The organism is Acinetobacter sp. WCHA55 (assembly GCF_002165305.2).
Taxonomy (GTDB): domain Bacteria; phylum Pseudomonadota; class Gammaproteobacteria; order Pseudomonadales; family Moraxellaceae; genus Acinetobacter.
On sequence record NZ_CP032286.1, the window covers coordinates 3,380,645 to 3,405,914 of the forward strand.

The 25,270-nt window shown below is 42.9% G+C and carries 18 protein-coding genes, 2 tRNA genes and 3 rRNA genes; 7 read left to right on the forward strand and 16 right to left on the reverse strand.

From position 1 onward, the window contains the following. Window positions 1-108 precede the first annotated feature (108 nt). The gene (locus CDG62_RS19085) at window positions 109-504 is read right to left on the reverse strand and encodes a tautomerase family protein (RefSeq protein ID WP_087527562.1); all 396 of its coding nucleotides are present in this window, start codon (window positions 502-504) and stop codon (window positions 109-111) included. 235 nt (window positions 505-739) lie between these two features. On the opposite strand from CDG62_RS19085, the gene CDG62_RS19090 reads away from it, so the two are divergent. Next, the gene (locus tag CDG62_RS19090) at window positions 740-1,780 is read left to right on the forward strand and encodes a TauD/TfdA family dioxygenase (protein ID WP_087527561.1); all 1,041 of its coding nucleotides are present in this window, start codon (window positions 740-742) and stop codon (window positions 1,778-1,780) included. A gap of 34 nt (window positions 1,781-1,814) precedes the next feature. On the opposite strand, the gene CDG62_RS19095 is transcribed toward CDG62_RS19090, so the two are convergent. The 7 genes from CDG62_RS19095 to tyrS form a co-directional block, all read right to left on the reverse strand. Then, a complete protein-coding gene (locus tag CDG62_RS19095) occupies window positions 1,815-2,972 on the reverse strand; it encodes a PQQ-dependent sugar dehydrogenase (protein WP_087527560.1) in 1,158 nt (385 codons plus the stop codon). A 569-nt stretch (window positions 2,973-3,541) separates the two neighbouring features. Next, a 5S ribosomal RNA gene (gene rrf / locus CDG62_RS19100) occupies window positions 3,542-3,656 on the reverse strand. A gap of 200 nt (window positions 3,657-3,856) precedes the next feature. After that, window positions 3,857-6,750: ribosomal RNA gene (locus tag CDG62_RS19105) — 23S ribosomal RNA — on the reverse strand. A 349-nt stretch (window positions 6,751-7,099) separates the two neighbouring features. Next, a tRNA-Ala gene (locus tag CDG62_RS19110) sits at window positions 7,100-7,175 on the reverse strand. Between the two features lie 68 nt (window positions 7,176-7,243). Beyond that, a tRNA-Ile gene (locus CDG62_RS19115) sits at window positions 7,244-7,320 on the reverse strand. Window positions 7,321-7,381: 61 nt separating this feature from the next. Beyond that, window positions 7,382-8,919 (reverse strand): 16S ribosomal RNA (locus CDG62_RS19120). The 16S, 23S and 5S rRNA genes sit together here with 2 tRNA genes alongside, the layout of an rRNA operon. Before the next feature lie 1,285 nt (window positions 8,920-10,204). Continuing rightward, on the reverse strand, window positions 10,205-11,437 hold the full coding sequence (gene tyrS, locus CDG62_RS19125; RefSeq protein ID WP_087528476.1) for a tyrosine--tRNA ligase: 1,233 nt from the start codon (window positions 11,435-11,437) through the stop codon (window positions 10,205-10,207). A gap of 63 nt (window positions 11,438-11,500) precedes the next feature. Between tyrS and CDG62_RS19130 the strand changes: the two genes are divergently transcribed. Next, on the forward strand, window positions 11,501-12,628 hold the full coding sequence (locus tag CDG62_RS19130; protein WP_087528475.1) for an anhydro-N-acetylmuramic acid kinase: 1,128 nt from the start codon (window positions 11,501-11,503) through the stop codon (window positions 12,626-12,628). A 112-nt stretch (window positions 12,629-12,740) separates the two neighbouring features. Here the strand turns inward: CDG62_RS19130 and CDG62_RS19135 are convergent, their stop codons facing one another. The 4 genes from CDG62_RS19135 to CDG62_RS19150 form a co-directional block, all read right to left on the reverse strand. After that, window positions 12,741-14,024 carry a lytic murein transglycosylase gene (locus CDG62_RS19135; protein WP_087528473.1) on the reverse strand — a complete coding sequence of 428 codons (1,284 nt, stop codon included), beginning with the start codon at window positions 14,022-14,024 and terminating at the stop codon, window positions 12,741-12,743. Between the two features lie 783 nt (window positions 14,025-14,807). Next, entirely contained in the window at window positions 14,808-15,929 is a 1,122-nt protein-coding gene (locus tag CDG62_RS19140) for a 5-(carboxyamino)imidazole ribonucleotide synthase (RefSeq protein ID WP_086210947.1), read from the reverse strand. 15 nt (window positions 15,930-15,944) lie between these two features. Further along, on the reverse strand, window positions 15,945-16,457 hold the full coding sequence (gene purE / locus CDG62_RS19145) for a 5-(carboxyamino)imidazole ribonucleotide mutase (RefSeq protein WP_004697498.1): 513 nt from the start codon (window positions 16,455-16,457) through the stop codon (window positions 15,945-15,947). Window positions 16,458-16,648: 191 nt separating this feature from the next. Continuing rightward, window positions 16,649-16,987 carry a DMT family protein gene (locus tag CDG62_RS19150; protein WP_004977754.1) on the reverse strand — a complete coding sequence of 113 codons (339 nt, stop codon included), beginning with the start codon at window positions 16,985-16,987 and terminating at the stop codon, window positions 16,649-16,651. A 255-nt stretch (window positions 16,988-17,242) separates the two neighbouring features. Here CDG62_RS19150 and mpl point away from each other — a divergent pair, with 255 nt between their 5' ends. Next, a complete protein-coding gene (mpl, locus tag CDG62_RS19155) occupies window positions 17,243-18,610 on the forward strand; it encodes a UDP-N-acetylmuramate:L-alanyl-gamma-D-glutamyl-meso-diaminopimelate ligase (protein ID WP_087528471.1) in 1,368 nt (455 codons plus the stop codon). A 65-nt stretch (window positions 18,611-18,675) separates the two neighbouring features. Here mpl and CDG62_RS19160 read toward each other — a convergent pair whose 3' ends face one another. The 3 genes from CDG62_RS19160 to CDG62_RS19170 form a co-directional block, all read right to left on the reverse strand. After that, a complete protein-coding gene (locus CDG62_RS19160) occupies window positions 18,676-19,032 on the reverse strand; it encodes a hypothetical protein (protein ID WP_171327417.1) in 357 nt (118 codons plus the stop codon). A 114-nt stretch (window positions 19,033-19,146) separates the two neighbouring features. Beyond that, window positions 19,147-19,431 (reverse strand): GNAT family N-acetyltransferase, encoded by a 285-nt coding sequence (locus tag CDG62_RS19165; RefSeq protein ID WP_087528470.1) that lies wholly within the window; start codon window positions 19,429-19,431, stop codon window positions 19,147-19,149. A gap of 39 nt (window positions 19,432-19,470) precedes the next feature. After that, a complete protein-coding gene (locus CDG62_RS19170; RefSeq protein WP_087528469.1) occupies window positions 19,471-19,755 on the reverse strand; it encodes a GNAT family N-acetyltransferase in 285 nt (94 codons plus the stop codon). A 396-nt stretch (window positions 19,756-20,151) separates the two neighbouring features. On the opposite strand from CDG62_RS19170, the gene CDG62_RS19175 reads away from it, so the two are divergent. The 3 genes from CDG62_RS19175 to CDG62_RS19185 all read left to right on the forward strand — a co-directional run bounded on the left by CDG62_RS19175 (window position 20,152) and on the right by CDG62_RS19185 (window position 22,828). Then, entirely contained in the window at window positions 20,152-21,117 is a 966-nt protein-coding gene (locus CDG62_RS19175) for a TerC family protein (RefSeq protein WP_058952475.1), read from the forward strand. 184 nt (window positions 21,118-21,301) lie between these two features. Next, a complete protein-coding gene (locus CDG62_RS19180; protein WP_087528468.1) occupies window positions 21,302-21,664 on the forward strand; it encodes a hypothetical protein in 363 nt (120 codons plus the stop codon). A gap of 3 nt (window positions 21,665-21,667) precedes the next feature. Further along, on the forward strand, window positions 21,668-22,828 hold the full coding sequence (locus CDG62_RS19185; protein WP_087528467.1) for a glutathionylspermidine synthase family protein: 1,161 nt from the start codon (window positions 21,668-21,670) through the stop codon (window positions 22,826-22,828). A gap of 381 nt (window positions 22,829-23,209) precedes the next feature. Here the strand turns inward: CDG62_RS19185 and CDG62_RS19190 are convergent, their stop codons facing one another. After that, window positions 23,210-23,683 (reverse strand): hypothetical protein, encoded by a 474-nt coding sequence (locus tag CDG62_RS19190; protein WP_087528483.1) that lies wholly within the window; start codon window positions 23,681-23,683, stop codon window positions 23,210-23,212. Window positions 23,684-23,898: 215 nt separating this feature from the next. Here CDG62_RS19190 and guaD point away from each other — a divergent pair, with 215 nt between their 5' ends. Beyond that, window positions 23,899-25,215, forward strand: a complete 1,317-nt coding sequence (gene guaD, locus CDG62_RS19195) for a guanine deaminase (protein ID WP_087528482.1) — start codon at window positions 23,899-23,901, stop codon at window positions 25,213-25,215. Window positions 25,216-25,270 lie beyond the last annotated feature (55 nt).

The window sequence follows — 25,270 nt, forward strand, 5'->3', positions numbered from 1 at the left end:
AAAATATACAGCAGGATGCTGATCGGTAGGACAGGAGTTATACCGTTTGAAAGAATTTAAAAAGCCCCCGACAGGATGTTGGGGGCTTTTTAATTCTAGTTTGATATTTTAAATATTCACATCAAATCCTAAATTAACATCAGATGCGGCTTGACCACCTCGTATCCCCCAATTCTCTAAGTTAGACTCACGAATTAAAATAGAAATATGGTCTTGTGGAATACCTAACTCTGCTAAATGCTGAACTAGGAGTTGATACAGTCTTCGTTTAGTCTCTAGCGATCTTCCAACAAAGCAATCAACTTCAATCCAAGTAAAAGAAGCGGGTTGTGTTAAATAAAGTGGATACGCAAAATGCTCAGGTGCATGCTCAACTAAACGAATATTGCGATCATATTGGGGGAGTTGAAACGCAGTAGATAATGCCGTATGGACTGCTTCAATTATCGCTCGCGCTTCATCCTGACTATAGTTTTTACGAACATGAATTTGGGTACTTGGCATCACACATCCTCTATTCTTTTATTATTAAATTATTATTAAAGTTTTTCATTTTTGATATTCGTAACCACAGTGCGATTAAGCTGACCGTTTATCGTTATATCAGGCATAGCAACCAAATATTACATCAATATAACGCACTACGTTCTATACTTTTGCCCATCTGAACGTCGGGCAGTTTTGCGCAAAACGTTTTTATATAAAATCAATTAAAAACAAGAAGAACAGAGAGCACCTCATGCAACTGAGTACTACATATTTAACTGATTATTGCAAAATCTATGTCGCAGACCCTGAATATACGCAGGCAGATGCTTTAGCAGCCTATTGTAGAGTTCATCGTACTGAAATCATGCAACAACTCCATCAGCATGGGATTTTATTATTCCGCGGTTTCAAGATAGAACGCAGCTATGAATTCTACGAACTTATTGAACAACATTTACAACTTGAACCAAGGAATAGTATTACTCCCAATACGCAGGGCTGGTTTGCCACACTTATGCGTAAGCACAGTGAAAAACTTTTCGGTATAAATAATGAGAAGCTGTACCACAATCACAATATCGTACAATTGAAACCTCGTGAGAATGCCATTCAAAACTTACATATCCAAGGAAGTATGCATTCAACCCGATCACGTTATGTTGCGCTGTTTTGCCAACGGACTTCCACTCATCTGGCTGAAACAGGTTTTAATGACTTAGAAAAAATTTGGAACCACTTTCCAACCAGTATTCAAAAAAAATATTTAGGCGCGTGGAGCCATTTTTCTTATATTTCAATCCGGAAACTCAATATATTAGACCGTTTACTATTAAAGAACAGCCCATTTCATTTAAGCAAGCTAACCAATAAAAGAGCCAAACTCACCTTAAAACGCTCTCCCTTCGTCATCACCCATCCTGATACTCAAAGACTAGCGATCCAACCATGGGTCTTTGCCAATAATACCCATACCTTTGCACATCACACGACACAAACTATATGTAAGCATCGCGGATCACTTCAATCAGGTTTTGCAGCGAATCACATGCAATTATCTTGGGAACTCTTCACACACACAGGTGAAAAAATTGAGTGGACGCATCAAGAAAAACAGCAATACTTTGATGCACTCTATCGTGATGCACTTTTAGTTCAATGGCAACAAGGAGATATCGCCTTAGTCGATAATATTAAAATTGCACATTGGCGTATCAATGATTGGAAAGAAAACCATCACTTGCTTCAAATTCAAGCCAATGTCTTCAATGCCAATCAACATGCTGCACTTTAAGACAGCCTGCCCTAGCAACACTCTGTTCGGGTGATTAATGTGAAAGCAGCTGAATTAAATCAGCATGTTTCCCATCCTCAATCACCCAAATACTGCCATCTTTCGCTTGTTGTAAACCACGGATACGTTCTTTCATATCTATCCGTTGGATTTCTTTTACTGGCTGTGCTGTGATGTCCACAATAATTAATGCTTCAGATGAAAGCCCACCAATGATGGCTTTATCCCGCCACTTTGGAAACATCTGTCCCGTATAAAAAATCAAACTCGATGGAGAAATTACGGGTGTCCAGTCTAATTTTGGCGCTTCAAACTCAGGTCGCGTAACATGGTCGGGGATATTCAAACCACTATAATGATCACCATTCGAAACGATTGGATAGCCATAGTTTTTAGCCTTTTGAATTAAATTAAGCTCATCCCCACCTTTCGGGCCCATTTCAACCACCCAAAGTTGACCTTGTTCATCAGAAGCCATACCTAAAGGATTACGATGCCCCAAACTCCAGACTTGTTTCGCTACTTCACCTTGCGACTGAAAAGTATTATCCACTATCACTGAGCCATCATCATTAATCCGAATGATTTTCCCAAGATTCGATGTCAAGTCTTGGGCAGGATCAAATTTCTGTCTCTCACCAGAGCTAATCCATAGTTTTCCAGAACCATCAAACAGTACACGATGTGCATAATGCCCTTGCCCACGAACCTTAGGTACCTGTTTCCAAATGGTTGTTATATTATCTAATTGTGGCTGTGCTTGATCTAAATTCAAATCTGCACGAATCACCACTGCACCATAGCCACCTTGCCCTGCTTCTGCATAGCTGAGATAAATTTGATGGTTTTGTGCAAACTTAGGATGTAAAACAATGTCCCCGAATCCACCCTGACCACCATAAGCCACTTTGGGTAGGTTTTTAATAAAAGTCTTTTTCTGATCTATAGGATTAAATAAAATCAACTGTCCCGATCTTTCTGTAATTAATAATCGCCCATCGGGCAATACCGCTAATGCCCATGGCTCATTAAATTCAGCGATACGCTTTAGCTGCATAGATGTGCCTAAAGAAGCAGAACTGTCCTGTTGTTCATGTACCGCCGACTCCGCTGGTCTTTGTACATGACATGCCATTAATCCAAAAAATGCACTCACTGTCATCAACAAACAAAAAGCTTTTTTTCTCAGCATTGCCTTTCCCATTAAATGCACGATCACCATTCATTGTAGAGAAATCATCAGTACAAGGTTATCTGCTTTGGTAACAAGATGAATCTGCGTAAGTTGAAGCTTACAAATACTGAAGAAAGTGACCACTAGCCTTAAAACAGTTTACAACATATATTAAATACATCAGGAGACAGGACGTTTCCCAAACGAAAAACAACAATAATTAGTTTGAGCATCAGGATGTGAGATATGACAGGAGTTGTATCTAAGCACTGAAATACAAAGAAACCTCGACAGGATGTCGGGGTTTCTTTTTTGGAAAAGAATTTTATTTCTTCTTCTCATATTGCCGAATAATCTCTATGGCAATTCTATGCCACTTTATATTCTGAGCATCATGTAAAATTTGATCAAAGTTCTGCCAAATTCATGTTCTTTTACTATAAGTACTTAGACGTTTACGGTGTGTGATTAAACGATTTCATCAACCGTCTTCAATCAAAAATCAATGATAATAAATTCACCATTTCGCTAACCGCATGATAAAAAAACCCCCTCTGCATTAAGCGGAGGGGGTTTTTGAATTAATGAGCTGGCGATGACTTACTCTCACATGGATAACTCCACACTACCATCAGCGCTAAGAGGTTTCACTTCTGAGTTCGGGAAGGGATCAGGTGGTTCACTCTTGCTATTGTCGCCAGCACAACTGTTTATGGATACTCGCTAGGTCTTATGATTGCCTCGCTTTCTACCAAATCTTGCACTCGTTCAAAGCAGTGCTTTGAACATCGTTCATAACAGAACATCTGAGTTAATTTAATTTGCACATTCTACTTAGCTTTATAACTAAATCAAGTTGTTTGCAGTGATTTGAACCACAACACCAACTGTTTGGGTGTTGTATAGTCAAGCCTCACGAGCAATTAGTATTGGTCAGCTTCACATATCACTATGCTTCCACATCCAACCTATCAACGTCGTAGTCTTCAACGGCTCTTTAGAGGACATAAAGTCCTAGGGAAATCTTATCTTGAGGTAGGCTTCCCGCTTAGATGCTTTCAGCGGTTATCCCTTCCGAACATAGCTACCCGGCGATGCGACTGGCGTCACAACCGGTACACCAGAGGTTCGTCCACTCTGGTCCTCTCGTACTAGGAGCAGATCCTCTCAAATTTCCAACGCCCACGGTAGATAGGGACCGAACTGTCTCACGACGTTCTAAACCCAGCTCGCGTACCTCTTTAAATGGCGAACAGCCATACCCTTGGGACCTGCTTCAGCCCCAGGATGAGATGAGCCGACATCGAGGTGCCAAACACCGCCGTCGATATGAACTCTTGGGCGGTATCAGCCTGTTATCCCCAGAGTACCTTTTATCCGTTGAGCGATGGCCCTTCCATACAGAACCACCGGATCACTAAGACCTACTTTCGTACCTGCTCGACTTGTGGGTCTCGCAGTTAAGCGCGCTTTTGCCTTTATACTCTACGCGTGATTTCCGACCACGCTGAGCGCACCTTCGTACTCCTCCGTTACTCTTTAGGAGGAGACCGCCCCAGTCAAACTACCCACCAGACATGGTCCTCGTCCCGGATAACGGGACAGAGTTAGAACCTCAATATTACCAGGGTGGTATTTCAAGATTGGCTCCACCGAAACTAGCGTCTCGGTTTCAAAGCCTCCCACCTATCCTACACAAGTAAGATCAAAGTTCAATGTCAAGCTGCAGTAAAGGTTCACGGGGTCTTTCCGTCTAGCCGCGGGTACACCGCATCTTCACGGCGAATTCGATTTCACTGAGTCTCTGCTGGAGACAGCGCCCCCATCATTATGCCATTCGTGCAGGTCGGAACTTACCCGACAAGGAATTTCGCTACCTTAGGACCGTTATAGTTACGGCCGCCGTTTACTGGGGCTTCGATCAAGAGCTTCGCTTACGCTAACCCCATCAATTAACCTTCCAGCACCGGGCAGGCATCACACCCTATACGTCCACTTTCGTGTTTGCAGAGTGCTATGTTTTTAATAAACAGTTGCAGGGGCCTGGTTTCTGTGGCTGCCAATAGCTCAAGGAGTAAATCCTATCACCGTCGGCAGCGTACCTTCTCCCGAAGTTACGGTACCATTTTGCCTAGTTCCTTCAGCAGAGTTCTCTCAAGCGCTTTGGTCTACTCGACCTGACCACCTGTGTCGGTTTCGGGTACGATTCCTATGTAACTGAAGCTTAGAGACTTTTCCTGGAAGCATGGTATCAGCCACTTCACTGTACAAGTACAGCTTGCTATCAGTTCTCAGCATAGAGTACCCCGGATTTGCCTAAGATACATGCCTACAACCTTCCACCTGGACAACCAACGCCAGGCTGACTTAACCTTCTCCGTCCTCTCATCGCATTACATAGAAGTATTGGAATATTAACCAATTTCCCATCGACTACGCCTCTCGGCCTCGCCTTAGGGGTCGACTCACCCAGCCCCGATTAACGTTGGACTGGAACCCTTGGTCTTTCAGCGTGCGAGTTTTTCACTCGCATTGTCGTTACTCACGTCAGCATTCGCACTTCTGATACCTCCAGCATACTTCTCAATACACCTTCATCGGCTTACAGAACGCTCCCCTACCACTTGCAATAAATTGCAAATCCGCAGCTTCGGCATATAGTTTTAGCCCCGTTACATCTTCCGCGCAGGCCGACTCGACTAGTGAGCTATTACGCTTTCTTTAAAGGGTGGCTGCTTCTAAGCCAACCTCCTAGCTGTCTATGCCTTCCCACATCGTTTCCCACTTAACTATAATTTTGGGGCCTTAGCTGGCGGTCTGGATTGTTTTCCTCTTGACTACGGACGTTAGCACCCGCAGTCTGTCTCCCGGATAGTACTCATTGGTATTCGGAGTTTGCATCGGTTTGGTAAGTCGGGATGACCCCCTAGCCGAAACAGTGCTCTACCCCCAATGGTATTCGTCCGAGGCGCTACCTAAATAGCTTTCGGGGAGAACCAGCTATCACCGAGTTTGATTAGCCTTTCACCCCTATCCACAAGTCATCCCCTGGCTTTTCAACGACAGTGGGTTCGGTCCTCCAGTTAGTGTTACCCAACCTTCAACCTGCTCATGGATAGATCACCCGGTTTCGGGTCTACACCCAGCAACTAAACGCCCTATTAAGACTCGATTTCTCTACGGCTCCCCTATACGGTTAACCTTGCTACTGAATGTAAGTCGCTGACCCATTATACAAAAGGTACGCAGTCACCGAACAAGTCGGCTCCCACTGCTTGTATGCATGCGGTTTCAGGATCTATTTCACTCCCCTCACAGGGGTTCTTTTCGCCTTTCCCTCACGGTACTGGTTCACTATCGGTCAGTCAGGAGTATTTAGCCTTGGAGGATGGTCCCCCCATATTCAGACAAGGTTTCACGTGCCCCGCCCTACTCGACATCATCATATAAGCCCTTTCGTGTACAGGACTATCACCCACTATGGTTGCACTTCCCAGAGCATTCCACTAGAACTTATATGACTTAATGGGCTTTTCCCCGTTCGCTCGCCGCTACTGAGGGAATCTCAATTGATTTCTTTTCCTAAGGGTACTGAGATGTTTCACTTCCCCTCGTTCGCCTCGTATGACTATGTATTCATCATACGATACCTGCCTTATGACAGGTGGGTTTCCCCATTCAGAAATCTCCGGATCACAGGATATTTGCCGCCTCCCCGGAGCTTATCGCAGGCTATTACGTCTTTCATCGCCTCTGACTGCCAAGGCATCCACCACATGCACTTAATTACTTGACTATACAACCCCAAACAGTCGTTAATCCCTACAAGTAGGATTAAGACAGTCTATGATGATTCCTCATCACTTCCTTACAGTTTGTTGCTCTGTGTACTTAAACACTGTACAGCTTCAATTCAATTCACATACCAAAACGCTTGATTCAGTTAATTTCGCTAGTAACTCATTTCTCCAACCTTCATCAATCAGTAATAAATCACTGTTAATGTCGATCTTTAAAACGAGTATGAACAAATTATTTCAACTCAAATATATTCTGTTAATGATTTTTCCAGCCTTCGTCAGGTCAGGAAACTGTGATAAATCACAGAAGTTAATAAGCTTTAACTTACTAAATTCTATAATCTATGGTGGAGACTAGGAGAGTCGAACTCCTGACCTCCTGCGTGCAAAGCAGGCGCTCTACCAACTAAGCTAAGTCCCCAGCTTATCAATAAGTCAATGTTTCTGTTTTTCTGTATTCAGCATTTAATAATACCGGTTAGTCAGATTTGGTGGGTCTGACAAGACTTGAACTTGTGACCCCACGCTTATCAAGCGTGTGCTCTAACCAACTGAGCTACAGACCCTCAGATACATCGTCATGAAGAACAACTTGTTGTGGATTCTTACCAATCGTCAATCTTTCGTTAAGGAGGTGATCCAGCCGCAGGTTCCCCTACGGCTACCTTGTTACGACTTCACCCCAGTCATCGGCCACACCGTGGTAAGCGTCCTCCTTGCGGTTAGACTACCTACTTCTGGTGCAACAAATTCCCATGGTGTGACGGGCGGTGTGTACAAGGCCCGGGAACGTATTCACCGCGGCATTCTGATCCGCGATTACTAGCGATTCCGACTTCATGGAGTCGAGTTGCAGACTCCAATCCGGACTACGATCGGCTTTTTGAGATTAGCATCCTATCGCTAGGTAGCAACCCTTTGTACCGACCATTGTAGCACGTGTGTAGCCCTGGTCGTAAGGGCCATGATGACTTGACGTCGTCCCCGCCTTCCTCCAGTTTGTCACTGGCAGTATCCTTAAAGTTCCCGGCTTAACCCGATGGCAAATAAGGAAAAGGGTTGCGCTCGTTGCGGGACTTAACCCAACATCTCACGACACGAGCTGACGACAGCCATGCAGCACCTGTATGTAAGTTCCCGAAGGCACCAATCCATCTCTGGAAAGTTCTTACTATGTCAAGACCAGGTAAGGTTCTTCGCGTTGCATCGAATTAAACCACATGCTCCACCGCTTGTGCGGGCCCCCGTCAATTCATTTGAGTTTTAGTCTTGCGACCGTACTCCCCAGGCGGTCTACTTATCGCGTTAGCTGCGCCACTAAAGCCTCAAAGGCCCCAACGGCTAGTAGACATCGTTTACGGCATGGACTACCAGGGTATCTAATCCTGTTTGCTCCCCATGCTTTCGTACCTCAGCGTCAGTATTAGGCCAGATGGCTGCCTTCGCCATCGGTATTCCTCCAGATCTCTACGCATTTCACCGCTACACCTGGAATTCTACCATCCTCTCCCATACTCTAGCTTCCCAGTATCGAATGCAATTCCTAAGTTAAGCTCAGGGATTTCACATCCGACTTAAAAAGCCGCCTACGCACGCTTTACGCCCAGTAAATCCGATTAACGCTCGCACCCTCTGTATTACCGCGGCTGCTGGCACAGAGTTAGCCGGTGCTTATTCTGCGAGTAACGTCCACTATCCAAGAGTATTAGTCTCAGTAGCCTCCTCCTCGCTTAAAGTGCTTTACAACCAAAAGGCCTTCTTCACACACGCGGCATGGCTGGATCAGGCTTCCGCCCATTGTCCAATATTCCCCACTGCTGCCTCCCGTAGGAGTCTGGGCCGTGTCTCAGTCCCAGTGTGGCGGATCATCCTCTCAGACCCGCTACAGATCGTCGCCTTGGTAGGCCTTTACCCCACCAACTAGCTAATCTGACTTAGGCTCATCTATTAGCGCAAGGTCCGAAGATCCCCTGCTTTCCCCCGTAGGGCGTATGCGGTATTAGCATTCCTTTCGGAATGTTGTCCCCCACTAATAGGCAGATTCCTAAGCATTACTCACCCGTCCGCCGCTAGGTCAGTTACCGAAGCAACATCCCCCGCTCGACTTGCATGTGTTAAGCCTGCCGCCAGCGTTCAATCTGAGCCATGATCAAACTCTTCAGTTAAAATCATTAGTAGCTTATGGCTACAAATCTTGGCTCATCAATTTTCTGACATTAATTTCTCAAATAAACTTCGAGTAATTTCTACCATTCAATCAATGAAATATTTTCGATCGATCAATCAGTAAAAATCCACACAAGTTGTTCTTCATAATCTCTTAATGATCTTTCTATTACCTCGTCAGTGATAGAAGCTGGACTCAATATACTCAACAACTCAGCACTTCGTGCTTCGTTCGTTTCTGTCTATCTCGTCGGTATGGGGTGCATTCTAGACCATTTCTAAAGCTTTGCAACCCCCAAATTCACTTATTTGAAACGGGCGTTGTTTTTTTCTACAAAAATTAAGAAAAACCGTATTTTTCATCTATTTTTTGATCATATTTATAATTTTTTCTCTTATTTCTTTCAACATGAGCATTTCATTTCCAATCTTTAAAAGTCTTTTTTAAGCTTAAAACTTCAACCTGAGCATTTATTTTTTCTTTAGTGCTAGTCTTACCAATCTTCTAGCCACGTTTTCAGACTTAAAACCACTCTGTATTTCTTTCACCTCTGTATTTTTGATAAATCATCTTTCTAAAGAGGTAGTTCTTTTATAGTTAATACGCGTATAAGCTAAAAAACCTTCACAGCGCTATAAAAGCACTACATATTTAGTAAAAATGGAATGCTTAGTCTGTTTTTATTTCATTCGCGTAATAGCAAAGCCCTCTTCTATCTATATCAGGTCAAAATAATTCAAGACAGAGCTGAAACAATAACTAAGATAAAGCTTGATGATACAAAGCATCTGGATATCAGTAGAAAATACAGCGCTATATACATGTAAGGGTGAAGACCATCTTTACTTAAAAGCTTGTTGAACCTGACTTTCTATGGCAGCTCGTTATTTGTCTGCAAGACAAGGATTTTAAATAACTAAATTTTTGCCAATAAAAAAGGAAGAGATCTCTCCCAAAACCTCTTCCTCGGAGTTAGATCGTTATCTGATCCATAGATGTCATTATTATAGTTATCTTAAAAAAAGTCCCTTGAGGAAGAGACTCGAAAACTGTGGAGAGTTATTCTTAGTGACCCTTCTAGCAATGTTAAAAGCACCACCTAGACATTAAAATCTTATACACACTCATTTTAAATTGCAAGATTTTTGGAAAAAATTAAGCATTGTTTTTATAAGGTTTTTTTTGAATTTGGTTATTTGATTTTTTTATAACGTACAAAAAAACAAAAAGCAGACCGAAGCCTGCTTTTATTTCAACAACTTAACATTTATAGACGAATAGCATTAGTCCGTAAAAGTGACTTTTGCAATAGCTTTTTTACCCGACTGAATAATTAAAGTGACATTTTCTTTAACCGAGAAACTCATATCGACTACGTTCCAATCGACTTTGACCGCACCACGAGCCACAGCATCTTTTGCTGCTGCAGCATTTGGGTTTAAGCCCGCTACGCGAAGAATCGTTGCAATAAATAACTCTCCACCGAATTCTGCACGTGAAATCATCACTTCAGGTGTCCCTTCGGGTAGTTCACCCTCAGTAATCAGGTTGCCTGCACCTTTATGTGCATTTTCCGCAGCTTCCGCACCGTGGAAACGCTCTACCAACTCAAGGGCTAGAATTTTCTTCACTTCTTGTGGATTACGCCCTTCAGCAATTTCGTTTAGTAGGACTTTAATTTCTTCAACGGATTTAAAGCTGAGTAAATCGAAATAACGTTCAATTAAGGCATCTGGCATCGAAAGGACTTTTTGATACATCGCTCCTGGTGCATCAAATACCCCAATATAGTTACCCAAAGATTTAGACATTTTGTTCACACCGTCTAAACCTTCAAGGATTGGCACCGTAATGCAGACTTGCGCCTCTTGGTCATAACGACCCTGAAGTGTACGCCCCATCAATAGGTTAAAAGTTTGGTCTGTACCACCTAACTCAACATCCGCCTCAAGGGCAATCGAGTCATAGCCTTGAACCAATGGATACAAAAACTCATGAATTGCAATCGGTTGATGGTTGTTATAACGCTTTGTAAAGTCATCACGCTCAAGCATACGCGCAACCGTTTGCTGTGATGCCAACTGAATTAAATCAGCCGCTGTTTTGGTTGCAAACCATTCTGAGTTAAAACGCACTTTGGTTTTATTCGGATCAAGAATTTTAAACACCTGTTCTTGATACGTTTTTGCATTTTCAAGTACTTGCTCACGCGACAATGGTGGTCGTGTTGCACTTTTGCCCGTCGGGTCACCAATCATCGCAGTATAGTCACCAATCAGGAAGGTCACGTCATGACCCAAGTCTTGGAAAGTTTTCAGTTTATTAATTAAAACCGTATGCCCCAAGTGCAAGTCAGGCGCAGTCGGGTCAAAGCCCGCTTTAATTTTTAAAGGACGATTTTCTTTTAATTTCTTCAGAAGATCTTCTTCAGAAATAATTTCATGCGTGCCTCGTTGAATGAGAGCAAGTTGTTCTTCAGCCGGCAGGAAATTTGACATCACAAAACCCAAACACATCAGTTATTCAATTTGTGCGATATACTAACACTTTTTCAGCACATTGCAGGCTTTAGAATAATCATGACAGCGATCTATATTGGGGTAATGACTGGCACCAGCATGGATGGTGTTGATATTGTTGCTGCTTCTTTTGATCCATTGCAGCTTCACGCCACCCTCACTCTTTCTTTCGACTCCGATTTACGTGATGAACTAATGGCACTTACTTTGCCTAGTGACAACGAAATCGACCGTATGGGTAAGGCAGATGTGGCTTTAGCAAAGATGATTGGCGAAGGCATTAATCAACTGATTGAACAAAGTCATTTAGATCGTAGTCAAATCAAAGCTGTTGGCTCACATGGACAAACCATTCGCCACCGCCCAGAGCATGGCTTTACCCTGCAAATTGGTGACCCAAACATCATCACTGAAATCACCCAAATTCCGGTGATTTCAGACTTTCGACGTCGTGATATGGCCGCAGGTGGACAAGGTGCCCCGCTGGTTCCTGCGTTTCACCAAGATATGTTCCAACATGAAAGCATTCATCGCGTCATCTTAAACCTAGGTGGCATCGCCAATGTCAGCATGTTGCCCGCAGGCCAACCTGATCAGGTCTACGGTTTTGATACAGGCCCAGCCAACATTTTAATGGACGCTTGGTGTGAACGCTTTACTGGGCAGCCTTACGATGAAAATGGCAATTGGGCAGCTTACGGCCATCCGATTCGCAGCCTGCTTGATCGTCTACAATCCCATGAATATTTTTCCAAAGAACCGCCAAAAAGTACCGGCCGTGAAGACTTCAACCTCGAATGGTTAGATGAACAAATTGCTGACTGGCGCAATGACCTTGAATATGACGAGCTTGAAGACAGTCCTGAAAATGTTCAAGCCACCTTAATGAAGCTCACCACACGTGCCATTAAAAAAGCCATCTATCGCTCCGATATGGATACTGGTGAAGTCTACGTCTGTGGTGGTGGTGCCTATAACTCGCATCTTTTAGAACAATTACGCTGGCGCTTACGTAAGCACAATTGGTCTGTACAAACGACCTCCGCGATTGGCTTAGCTCCAACTTGGGTGGAAGCCACTGCCTTTGCTTGGTTGGCTATGCGTTTTATTCAACAACGCAGTGGCAACTTACCCGCAGTCACAGGCGCACAGGGTGATCGTATTCTCGGGACGATTACCGCGGTTTAAACATCAAAGCGCTTCTGACCTTTTAGTCGCAACCCGAGCAAATCAAAAAAGCCAGTCAGTTATTCACTTGACTGGCTTTTTATCTACATCAACAATTTTTTCACTTTTAATGTTAACGCATCATCAACTTGGCATTTTCCTGACGAAAAGCTTTTAAAATTTGCTGCCCCGCCCGTCCTGTCGGACTTAAGCCTAAACGAATCTGCTCCTGTCGAATCGCTTGGCGCGTTTTATCGCCAATCAAACCGTCCACCGCGCCAATATCATAGCCACGATTTAGTAAAAATTGCTGAATTTCACGGCGTTCAGAACGTGAAGTGCCCGCATCATCAGTTGGCCAAGTTGTAGCAAAACCGCCTTGCCCTTGTAAGCGGTCTGACAAATGCGCAATCGCCAATGCATAACTTTCTGCTGCGTTATAACTATAAATTGCATCAAAGTTTTTAAAGACTAAAAACAGTGGACCATTTTCACCAGCGGGTGCCATCAACCCCGCTTGAGAACTAGAGGATAAATTGCCTTGAACTAACGCCGAGCCATCTGCGCGCACCAAGCCATTTTGCATCCAATAAGATAAGGACTTCTTATTGCGACGACTTTCACCACTCAGAGAGATCGCTTGCGGATTTTTTACTTCAAATCCCCAAGGTTGCCCAGTTTGCCAACCGCGTTTTTTGAGGAAATTGGCTGTTGATGCCAAAGCATCTGTGGTACTTGACACCAAATCACGGCGTCCATCACCATCAAAATCGACCGCCAGTTCTTCATACGTCGATGGCATAAACTGGGTATGACCAAACGCACCTGCCCACGAACCTTTCAGTTGCGACTCAGTTAAATCGCCACGCTGCAAAATACGCATCGCGGCAAAAAACTCACCACGGAAATAGCTTTGACGGCGCCCCTCACAGCTCAATGTGCCCAGAGCTTGTAATAATGGATATTTACCTGAAATATCACCAAAATTACTTTCAACACCCCACACGGCAACCACTGTCTCCGCAGGTACACCATACACTGCCGCAACACGATTCAACACTTCCCGATGCTGCGCCAATTTTTGCTGACCGACCGCAACACGCTCATCATCGACTAATCCTGACAAATAATCCCAAATCGGCGTGGAAAATTCAGGTTGGTAATTTAATTTTTCAATCACAGAATAATCAGGCGTTAAATTTTGCGTGTAGCGATCATAAGTGGATGCATACACACTATTCGCCATTGCTTGGCTTTTTAAGTTGGCAATACAGCTTTGAAATGAGTTTTGAGGGCTATAATCGGAGCTTGCGACATTTGAACTGCCCGAAACTTTTTGACCATTAATAATGAGCTCAGCATTTGCCTGAGTCACCGCTAAAAAAATTGAACCTAAAAGAAAAGCAAAACGGTGCATAAAATCCCTAATGATTCTTTATCTCTAAATTATGCGTTTTACCTTAACACTTTCAATTTCACTTTTCTGAATCAAAACGTAAATGAATATTCACTCTAGTTTAAATTCAAAATCATCTTTTAAATTTAAACTCACTTATCCACAGCACCACAAGTCTTCACCTTTGAATTCAAAAACAAATTCCGACCCAATAAGTATTTTGAATTCAATCATCTTGATTTAAATTTATTTATCCACAATCCATCTTTAATGTTAATAATCAATAATATAAAAAGAATAAACCATCAAAAAACAAGCTCAATATTTTTAAATTCAAACTTTCAAATTCATTCACTAGTCTTTAAATTTATTGTTTTGAATTTAAATTCAAACAGCATCTAGACTTTTAAATTTAAACATTCGATTTAAATTTAAAATGCACTTTTGAATTCAAATTTTTTACTTCTATTTTTTAAATTCAAAACACACCTAAAAAGATATCCACAGACTCAAGTTAACTGAGATTTCTGCTGTTTCAGCTTTTTTAGGTGAAAATCAGTGTCACATTCAATTATGGACTCTGTTTTTTTAAACATGCTTCTCTGCACAAAACTCGCTTTATTTTGCTTTCCGTTTATTTTTCGATGCCCTGATTTTATCTAAACGGATAAAAAACACGCAATTTATTTTAATTTTGATCCGATTAACGGTCACTTTTTTCGAAGAGGCGCAATCATGCCTGAATGAATCCAAATAAAAAAGCGACCACTCTTGTGATCGCCTTTTTTAACAACAACTGAAGCTTTAGATGGTCATATCTTCGCTCAGTGCCAATGGATTCGGTAAAATTTTCGCCAACTGACGACATAACGTCGTGAGTTGAGCGGTGTCATTCGGCATTAAAGTCAGGTGACCAATCTTACGACCTTCACGTTCTTCCTTATTATAAAGATGTAGATGTACACCTTCTAAGGCCAAAACTTGTTCAGACTGCGGATACTGACCAATAATATTGATCATGACCGTAGGGCGAACCACTTCAGTTGAACCCAAGGGTAAGCCTGCGACTGCACGAATATGGTTTTCAAACTGAGAGCATACTGCGCCTTCAATCGACCAGTGGCCTGAATTATGCACACGTGGCGCCATCTCATTGGCATATAAACCTTGGTCTGTAACAAACAGTTCTAAGGTCAACACACCAACATAATTCAAATGATTCAATAGGCGAGTGATGTAGTCTTGTGCAACGGGTTGTAAGTCCGCACTATTCGGCGCAGGGACAATCGAGTGCGACAAAATACCATGATGGTGATGGTTTTCAGCCAATGGCCACGTTTTCACATCGCCATTTTGACCACGTACCGCAATAATTGAGACTTCACGCGAGAAGGTCACAAAGCTTTCTGCAATTAAACTGCCTGCAGGGCCCAATTCAGCCCACGCTTGTTCAATTTGCTGTTCAGAACGCAATACGAACTGACCTTTGCCATCATAGCCGCCTGTGGCTGTCTTCAGCACAATCGGTAAACCTAACTCAGCAACCGCAGCGTTTAAGCTTTCTAGTGAATCTACCGCTTTATAAGGTGCAACAGGGATCTCAAGCGCATCAAATAACGCTTTTTCAGACAAGCGATGCTGTGCAATGGCTAAAGCCTGACGTGGCGGATGCATATCTTTTTGCTTGGTCAAAACATCAACATCAGACAAAGGCGTATTTTCAAACTCAAGGCTAAAGACATCTGCACTGGCAATAAAATCTTGTAAACCGTTTTCAGTTTTGCTTGAAATCACCGTTCCTAAAGCCGCTGAAGGACAGTCTGTACTCACATCAAAGAATGTACATTGAATATTTAGTGGCAAAGCCGCTTGCGCCATCATGCGACCCAGCTGCCCACCACCAAAAATACCGATGGTTTTATTCATGAGGAATGCCCCGTATTAAGCTTGGCCTGGAATATTGTTGCTTGCGACTTTGTCAGTTTGTGCAGCACGGAAATCTGCTACATTTTTTGCAATCTCAGGACGTGTTAGACCTAAAATTTGCGCTGCCATAATCGCGGCATTGGTTGCGCCTGCTGGACCAATCGCCAAGGTGCCCACTGCAATACCTGCTGGCATTTGTACAATGGATAACAGTGAATCAACACCATTTAAAATCGAAGACTTCACTGGTACACCAAGTACAGGTAAATCAGTTTTCGCCGCACACATTCCTGGTAAATGCGCCGCACCGCCTGCACCTGCAATAATCACTTGGATACCACGGTCACGTGCTTGTTCAGCATATTCAAAAAGACGATCTGGCGTACGGTGCGCAGACACAACTTCCGCTTCAAATGGGACGCCAAGTTGCTTAAGCATATTGGCAGTGTGTTCGAGAGTGGCCCAATCTGATTGAGAACCCATGATAATTCCAACGAGAGGAGTGTCTTGTGAAGCGGCCGCATTCATTGCAATGTTTCCAGAGATAGTTAAGAGAGATAAATCTCGACTAGCGCCAAGCTTTAATAAGAGCCCCGTATTATAGACTGATTTTTCAGCTCTCCAAAATTTAACCGTAGAACTAAATGCAGATTTTTCTTATTTTTTTATGGCGTAGCATAAAACTTAAATAAAAATAGGGCAGTAGCTCATTTTTTGACTTATTGGCTGCGAAAAACAAAATACACACAACCGAATAAACACAGTCCCGCCCACAAATAATCGAGCTTAAAAGGCTGTTTGAATAAGAAAAGCATAAAGGGGACAAAAACCAATAGCGTCACCACTTCTTGGGTAATTTTCATTTCGCCCATCGACCAGCCTTGCTGTGACAACATACGGGTCGCAGGAATCATAAAACTATATTCCACCAACGCGATGAACCAGCTAAATAAAATGGCTTGCCAAAGCGGCACACCCGGTAAAAATTTTAAATGTCCATACCATGCAAGTGTCATAAAACAATTGGCAATAATCAATAAAATAAAGGGCAGGGACATGAAGCAAGATCGCCGAATTTAGGAGCATTTTATTGTACGTTTTTTGCTAGAAAATTCAGCAAATATTGCACTTTTCAGATGTTTTTTTTACAAAATATAAGCGCTGTTCAAGCCGCAGAATAATTAAACGATTAGATACAAGAATCACTATCTTTTCGCTAAGCGCCTTGCTATGGTTGCTTTCACATCGAATTAATCACGACAACAGCACCAACAATACGTGATGTGTCTATAAAAGCAGTGGAGTGAGGCGGAATGCATCTGCATATTTTGGGTATTTGTGGCACCTTTATGGGGTCTTTAGCGCTTTTAGCACGTGATCTTGGCCATACAGTGACAGGTTCGGATCTGAACGTTTATCCTCCTATGTCCACCCAGCTCGAAAATGCAGGCATTACCTTAATGCAAGGTTATGACCGTAGTCATTTACAACCTCATCCAGATTTGGTCATCGTGGGCAATGCGATGAAACGTGGGATTGATGCCGTTGAATACATGCTCAATGAAGGCTTGCCCTATATTTCAGGCCCGCAATTTTTGGCCGATCATGTACTTCAAGGTAAACACGTACTTGGCGTAGCAGGCACGCATGGCAAAACCACCACCACCACCATGTTGGCTTGGGTATTGGATCAGGCGGGTTTAGAGCCAGGTTTCCTCATTGGCGGTGTACCTTTAGGTTTCTCTGAAAGTGCACGTTTAGGTGCTGGCAAATACTTCTGTGTCGAAGCTGATGAATATGATTCTGCCTTTTTCGACAAACGTTCGAAGTTCGTGCATTACCATCCCAAAACAGCAATTTTAAATAACCTTGAATTTGACCATGCCGATATTTTTGATGATCTAGCAGCGATTCAAAAACAATTCCATCACTTGGTTCGTACCATTCCTAGCGAAGGTCGTATCATTGCGCCGATTACTGAAAGCAATATTGATGAAGTTTTAGAACAGGGCTGTTGGACACCTGTGGTTCGTACCTCTTTAGAGGCTCACGACAAGTCTGAATTGTATGCCGAACAACTGAGTGCGGATGGTTCACATTTTAAAGTACTCCAACACGGCGTGGTGAAAGGCATCGTGCAATGGAACATGACAGGGCAGCACAGCGTGGCCAATGCATTGGCGACTATCGCTGCGGCTGAACATGTGGGCGTGAGCATTGAAACAGCGTGCACAGCACTGTCTAACTTTGGTGGTGTGAAGCGCCGTATGGAGCTTTTAGGCACGGTACGTGGCGTTGAAGTGTATGATGACTTTGCCCATCACCCAACCGCAATTGATACTACGCTAGAAGGTGCACGTAAGCGTTTAGGCGAGCGTAAATTGTGGGCGATTATTGAACCACGTTCAAATACCATGCGCATGGGAAGCCATAAAGATGGACTTGCGCACTCTGCACGTTTGGCCGATGAAGTGATTTGGTATCAACCAGAAGGTTTGGATTGGGACTTACAACCTGTCATTGCGGCTGCACCGAACAAGGCCGTAGTTGCACGTACATTGGATGACATTATCCAGACCATTGTCAGTGATGCAGGTGAGGGCGATGCGGTCGTGATCATGTCTAATGGCGGCTTTGGTGGTTTACACCAGAAATTGATCAGCGCCTTAAACGCAGAATAAACTGTTCTCTCTTAGTCGAAAAAAAACCGCAGTTCAATCTGCGGTTTTTTTACAAGCTTATTCAATTAAAAACCAGACATCGTGCCCGTATATTCAAAGTCTTTTAGTTTTGCCCAACCTTGAACCGTGTCTCCCAAACGCTTGCTGAAATACATGATCGAAACCCACTGTTCTTGGCCATCATCATAGGTGCTATAAGCAGTGATATGGTCATTTTTAATCATAAACAGATCTTTGATTTTACACGCATTGCTCGGTGCTGAATGAAAATACACTCTGGTTGGAACAATCACTTTCATACCCCAACGTGGGATGATCTGGACTTCTTTTTGTTCGGCCTTTTCCTCAAATTTTACACAGTCTTCAGCATGCAATAAGGGGGCAACTAAACTGAATAGACCAATAGATAAAAGCGTCTTCATATACTTTAATTCCATTATCTTCAGCACTACAAAGTACAAAATAGAGATGCAATGGCAACTATATTGATCTCATTTTAGCTTAACGCTTAAAACCGCAGTGAATGCCATGAACACTTAAGCTGCAACATCCTCAAAGCTTTTCTCACGGCGAAACATCACATCGACATAAGAACAGGTCGGGATAATTTTAAGGTTTTTCTCACGTGAAAAATCAACCAGAGTATCTAACAGTAAACGTGCTACGCCTTGCCCCCGCAGTGAATCATCGACCCAAGTATGATTGGCATCAATGGTTGTGTCATCTCGCCAAATATAGCTAATTTCAGCAATGCGCTGACCGTCTGCATTATTTAAAAAAAACTCACCTTTTTGATCACGATCTACATGTTGAAATTGCATAGCACACTCGTTGAATGGATTGATTTATGGTTATCTATCTTAGTGGAATAAAACATCATGAATAGATGGATCTTTGTCGAATACCGATTTGGCAAAAGGACACAAAGGTAAAATTTTCACACCCTTATCACGAGCAAAGTTAACCAAAACGTCCAATAACTGGCGACCCACATGTTGCCCACGGAGCAACTCACTGACCCAAGTGTGGTCAATGATAAATTTATCGTCCCCAGCCCAACTGTAGGTCATTTCCGCCACACGTTCGTTTTCTTGCTCAACAAAAACTTCGCCTTTACTACCTGTTTCTTGATGTTGAATTTTCATTATTATTCCTCTTTAGTTTACTGTTTTTTAGCTTGCCATAAATTGAATCAAAATTTTGTCTCATTTATATTTCATCTACAATTTTCTTTAATATTTGCTCAAACCATAAAAATATGCGATGCTTAGCCCACTTTTGGATCAAATCCAAAACCAAATTTATGTTGAACAAGGGGAGTAGCCTCCTCCAAACGTGAAAAATCAATGCTATGCATCACTTTCACGTGTCAGATTATCGTCATTACACTTTGCAAAAAGTCGGTATCTGAGCATTTTAGCGCACAAAAGACATACGCTAAAATGTAGGCAAGACCTTGATCATGTTGTCACAGATGTTTTATTTCATCTGGCAGCAGGTCAAGGTTTTTTTGTGGCCGATTGCTGGATGTGGAGGATTTCATGGAATCTATCGGCAATTTATGGCTATACCTTGCTTTTTTCGGCATTGTTACCGTGATGCTACTGATCGACTTTTTAGGCTTTAAACAAAAAGAAGGCCAAGAAGTTAAAATCAAAACAGCCGCGTTATGGAGTATTGCATGGGTTTCCGTCGCATCACTCTTTGGTGCAGGTCTCTGGCTGTATCTACAACAAACTGCAGGTGTCACTGTGGCCAATACCAAGGTCATGGAGTACTTCGCAGGTTATTTACTTGAAAAATCTTTAGCCGTTGATAACGTCTTTGTCTGGCTGATGATCTTTGCTGCTTTTGCCATCCCACCTGCACTACAACGCCAATTACTGCTTTACGGTGTCTTGGGCGCGATTATTCTACGTACCATCTTTATTTTTATTGGCGCGTGGTTTGTGCAAGAGTTCTCATGGATTCTGTATATCTTCGGTGCGTTCTTGGTGTATACGGGCTTCAAATTCTTCAAAGGACAAAACGAAGAAGAAACCAATATCGAAGATATGGCGATCTTAAAATGGCTACGTAAACATATGCGGATTACCCCGCAATTGCACGGCAATAAATTCTTCGTCCGTCAAAATGGGATGTTGTGGGCAACGCCGCTGTTCTTGGTGTTGATTTTAGTTGAAGCGTCGGATGTAATTTTCGCGGTGGATTCCATTCCTGCAATTTTCGCGGTGACCTCTGATCCATTTATTGTGTTAACAGCAAACTTAATGGCAATTTTGGGTCTACGTGCGATGTTCTTCTTGTTGTCTGGTGCAGCAACCAAGATGCATTATCTCCCGTATGGTTTAGGTATTATCTTGGTGTTTATCGGCTTTAAGATGCTCATGCTCGATGTGTTCCACATGCCAATTTGGATTTCACTGGGCTTTATTGTGTTGGTGTTGACCATCACTGCGATCCTATCGATTCGATACAGTAAGAAACATCATCAAACCACCCTCTAATGTTTTAAAAAAGCCTTCCACTGTGAAGGCTTTTTTATGACCAAATTTTAGTATACACAAGACTTAATCCTATGATTTTCGGTGCAAATGCACTGTACTTTATGCAAACAGCTCCCTATGATAAGCGGGCTTAAAACCCTTGGTTTTACCTGTAAAAATAAAACAACCAGAAGGTTGCTCATCCATGCGTACCAAAAAATTAACTCTTGTTGTGGTGCCCGTTTTACTCACGGCATGTAGCGGTTCTAAAACCCTACAACAGGATGTTTACAATAACCAATACAACTGCTACCAAGACTGGCATTTTGAACTGTGCGAACCTGCTAACGAAAATGGCGAATCAAGCTATAGCGGCTCTACTGGGGTTTATATCGGCCCACAATATTATAAAAACAACCGTAAAGTCCGTTATATGGGCCAAGTCTTAAAAGCACGTGGACGACATTCGACAGGCGCACCCAAAATCTCGACTCACGTTTTTAGCCATGCCAAATCCCAGCCGATTCGTGGAGGCTTCGGCCGTGGCGGAGGCTCGTTTGGAGGTTAATACATGAAACGAGTTCTACTGCCTGAGCGTGCAAACTGGCAACAGGCGCATCAAGAGATTGGTTTTGACTACTACAACTTGCCATCCCGAGATGGTTCAATGTATTGGTCAGAAGGGGTGGCTTATGAGTTTAGCCTCAAGCAAATTGAACAGCTAGAAGATGCCTCGAACGAATTACACCAGATGTGCCTTGAAGTGGCAGGGGATATGATTCAGCGCGGTCATTATCCCGAATATTTTAAAATCCCACCAGCAGCGATTCCTTTGATTGAGGACTCATGGAAAAACCAAGCGCCGATGCTCTATGGCCGTTTCGATTTTGCCTATGATGGTCAAGCCATCAAAATGCTGGAATACAATGCCGATACGCCAACGGGTTTACTCGAAGCCTCTGTTGCACAGTGGCATTGGATTGAACAGGTCGAAAACATAGCAAACCGTGATCAATTCAACAGCATTCATGAAAAGCTAATTGAGCGTTGGAAACAGCTCTATCCTGCGCGTAGCCGTGTCCATTTTGCAGCCTGCCAAGAAGCAGGGCGTGAAGATTGGGGCAATTTAGAATATCTCATGGATACTGCTTTTCAGGCAGGCTTAAATGTCAGCGAACTGTCGATGGAAAACATCGGTTGGAATGGCACAGCCTTTGTCGATTTGCATCAGCAAGAGATTCAGCATTTATTTAAGCTGTATCCGTGGGAATGGATTTGGGAAGAAAGTTTTTCGCAGTTTCTCAAACCTGAAACCGAATGGATTGAACCGTGTTGGAAAATGCTACTCTCCAATAAAGCCCTGTTGATCGAGCTATGGAAACGCTTTCCGAATCATCCATTGTTGTTAGAAACCCATGCTTATGATGCACACGCTCACTATGCAGGGAAATGGGTGCGTAAGCCCATCTTAGCGCGCGAAGGCGCAAATATTCATATCCTACAAAACAATGTCGATTGTGGCGCAGCTTCAGGTAGTTTTTACTTCGATGACTACGACAAATATGGCTATGTCATGCAACGCTGGGTAAAAACGCCTTTGCATGAAGGCATGCTTCCCACCTTGGGACTTTGGATGGTCGGGGATGAATGTGCTGGGATGTCACTGCGTGAAGATGTGTTTGATGTGATTGGCAATGATGCACATTTTGCTGCGCATTATTTTGTGGAATAAAGTGGCGCTCTAAATCAGCTATTTAAAATAGATGTCCAAAGATTAATGCGGGTCTTTTCAGGCGTTTTAGTAGAAGCACTATCACTTTTAGGTTATTCACGGCGGAGTCTTATCTTTTTCAAGTTTGATATTGGGAGCTCAATTATTCTTTTGTTTCGCCAAATGAGAAGCGAAATTTCGTAAAGAAAGCATTTCTCCTCCGCAAAACCTGCTCACGTTCTATAATTAAAAAATTTGTGTTGCAAAAACAATCTATTCCAAACACTACGCAGGTTGTGGATGACATTTACGTCTATCCAATAAAGTTTAAATTGAAAAAGAAAATGCCTGTCAACTCTAAAGCTGACAGGCATAGATTCGAAGACAATATTTTTTTCCAGTTTAAATGGTATGCGCTTTAACCCGCTTCATATAAGACACCAAACGCGTGAAAAACAAGATTTGCAGGAAGATGGTAAACAGCGAAATAGTCCATTCATACCAATCGTCAAACGCCGTGCCTTCTAGATTAAAAGCAAAATAAAGCCCCAATAACACTGCACCAAATACAACACCAGCTACAGTGGTTTGTACTAAAATGGGAAAAGACAATGCTGTTATTCGACCTAAGAAATGCTCGCCATCATCGCCACCATTGGCTTTATAAGCGCTTTGAATCCCAATAAACATAATCAATAAAGTCAAAAGTCCCTCAACACCAATCACACGAACATCACCATAGGGTGAATACATACCGTAGTAATACACCACTGAAATCAGTAAGGCGGTGACTAGGTAATAATTTTTATAATGCTTTTTATCGAGGGTATTGCTAGATAATTCATGTGCTAATGCTTTGGTATTCCAAAAATACATGCCGATCATGGTCTCTTATTTTATCAATGCCGACACTGTACTGACTCAGCATTTAAAGATAAAGACTTTCTCAGCAAAATTTTGCGAATAGATTGAATCATTTAAGTTCAAAACTAGTGCTTATGCATAGCATAAAAAAACTTCCGTAAATAGCCGTGAAAAAAATCCAGTTTGCGGTACAATCAATCGAAAAAAAGTCAAAACGCAGGTTTAAAATGTCTTCTGTAGTTGCAACGACGGCGGTTCGCGGTCGCTTCCTAGATATTCAGAATACGGTTGCCCAAGCGCGTGAAATTCACGACCAAGTGCGTTACGTAGAAGATGGTTTACTGATTAGCCAAAATGGCAAAATCCAATGGTTTGGATCTTGGCAGGAGGGGCAACAGCACCTTCCTGTTGGCGTCGAAGTTCAGCACTATCCTGAACAATTGATTGTGCCCGGTTTTATCGACACCCACATTCATTTTCCGCAAACAGAAATGGTGGGGGCCTATGGTGAACAGCTACTCGAATGGCTCAATACCTATACATTCCCCACCGAATTACAATTTTCAGATAAAGCCTATGCCGACCAGATTGCCCAATTCTTTGTGCAAGAACTGCTGAAAAATGGCACCACCACAGCCTTAGTCTTCTGTACTGTGCATACCGAATCGGTAGATGCACTATTTGAAGCGGCAGGGCAGCACCAGATGCGCCTGATTGCAGGTAAAGTTATGATGGACCGTCATGCACCTGAAGGTCTGTGCGACACACCTGAAAGTGCTTATGCAGACTCTAAAGCACTGATTGAGAAATGGCATGGCAAGGGCCGTAATCTATATGCAATTACGCCACGTTTTGCTCCAACCTCAACACCAGAGCAATTGGCTAAAGCAGGTCAACTCAAAGCTGAATACCCAGATGTATATGTGCATACGCATTTAAGTGAAAATAAAAATGAAATTGCTTGGGTGAAAGACTTATTCCCAGAACAGCAAGGTTATCTCGATGTTTATCATCATTTTGGCTTAACCGGTTCACATTCAGTCTTTGCCCACTGCGTGCATTTAGAGGACGCTGAGTGGGACTGCATGCATCAGACGGATTCAGCCATTGCTTTCTGTCCGACCTCCAACCTCTTTTTAGGCAGCGGTTTATTTCCATTGGACAAGACTTGGGAAAAGCAGGTAAAAGTTGGACTCGGTACAGACATTGGTGCCGGAACCTCTTTTAACCAACTACAAACACTGAATGAAGCCTATAAAGTGCAGCAACTTCAGGGCGATAAATTGTCCGCATTTGAGTCGCTCTACCACGCTACGCTGGGCGGTGCCAAAGCACTGAGTTTGGATGATAAACTCGGTAACTTTAATGTAGGCAAAGAAGCCGACTTTGTGGTGCTCGATCTCAAAGCAACCGCATTGCAAGCATTACGTCAGCAACGTGCAAAAGGGATTGAAGATGCTTTATTTGCTCTGATGACTATGGGTGATGACCGCAATATTCATGCGACTTATATTTTTGGTCAGAAAGCCTATGTGCAAAACTAATCAGCAAATAGCGCAAGTTTAAGTAGCTAATCGAGTTTTGAAACGACTTTGATTT

Bases quoted from the DNA above. Each gene is read 5' to 3' on its own strand.
- CDG62_RS19160 (WP_171327417.1), bottom strand. From the start codon at position 19,032: ATGAAGACGCTTTTATCTATTGGTCTATTCAGTTTAGTTGCCCCCTTA.
- CDG62_RS19175 (WP_058952475.1), top strand. From the start codon at position 20,152: ATGGAATCTATCGGCAATTTATGGCTATACCTTGCTTTTTTCGGCATT.
- guaD (WP_087528482.1), top strand. From the start codon at position 23,899: ATGTCTTCTGTAGTTGCAACGACGGCGGTTCGCGGTCGCTTCCTAGAT.
- purE (WP_004697498.1), bottom strand. From the start codon at position 16,457: ATGAATGCGGCCGCTTCACAAGACACTCCTCTCGTTGGAATTATCATG.
- CDG62_RS19090 (WP_087527561.1), top strand. From the start codon at position 740: ATGCAACTGAGTACTACATATTTAACTGATTATTGCAAAATCTATGTC.
- CDG62_RS19095 (WP_087527560.1), bottom strand. From the start codon at position 2,972: ATGCTGAGAAAAAAAGCTTTTTGTTTGTTGATGACAGTGAGTGCATTT.
- CDG62_RS19150 (WP_004977754.1), bottom strand. From the start codon at position 16,987: ATGTCCCTGCCCTTTATTTTATTGATTATTGCCAATTGTTTTATGACA.
- CDG62_RS19185 (WP_087528467.1), top strand. From the start codon at position 21,668: ATGAAACGAGTTCTACTGCCTGAGCGTGCAAACTGGCAACAGGCGCAT.
- CDG62_RS19180 (WP_087528468.1), top strand. From the start codon at position 21,302: ATGCGTACCAAAAAATTAACTCTTGTTGTGGTGCCCGTTTTACTCACG.
- CDG62_RS19170 (WP_087528469.1), bottom strand. From the start codon at position 19,755: ATGAAAATTCAACATCAAGAAACAGGTAGTAAAGGCGAAGTTTTTGTT.
- CDG62_RS19140 (WP_086210947.1), bottom strand. From the start codon at position 15,929: ATGAATAAAACCATCGGTATTTTTGGTGGTGGGCAGCTGGGTCGCATG.
- CDG62_RS19130 (WP_087528475.1), top strand. From the start codon at position 11,501: ATGACAGCGATCTATATTGGGGTAATGACTGGCACCAGCATGGATGGT.
- tyrS (WP_087528476.1), bottom strand. From the start codon at position 11,437: ATGTGTTTGGGTTTTGTGATGTCAAATTTCCTGCCGGCTGAAGAACAA.
- CDG62_RS19190 (WP_087528483.1), bottom strand. From the start codon at position 23,683: ATGTATTTTTGGAATACCAAAGCATTAGCACATGAATTATCTAGCAAT.
- CDG62_RS19165 (WP_087528470.1), bottom strand. From the start codon at position 19,431: ATGCAATTTCAACATGTAGATCGTGATCAAAAAGGTGAGTTTTTTTTA.
- CDG62_RS19135 (WP_087528473.1), bottom strand. From the start codon at position 14,024: ATGCACCGTTTTGCTTTTCTTTTAGGTTCAATTTTTTTAGCGGTGACT.
- mpl (WP_087528471.1), top strand. From the start codon at position 17,243: ATGCATCTGCATATTTTGGGTATTTGTGGCACCTTTATGGGGTCTTTA.
- CDG62_RS19085 (WP_087527562.1), bottom strand. From the start codon at position 504: ATGCCAAGTACCCAAATTCATGTTCGTAAAAACTATAGTCAGGATGAA.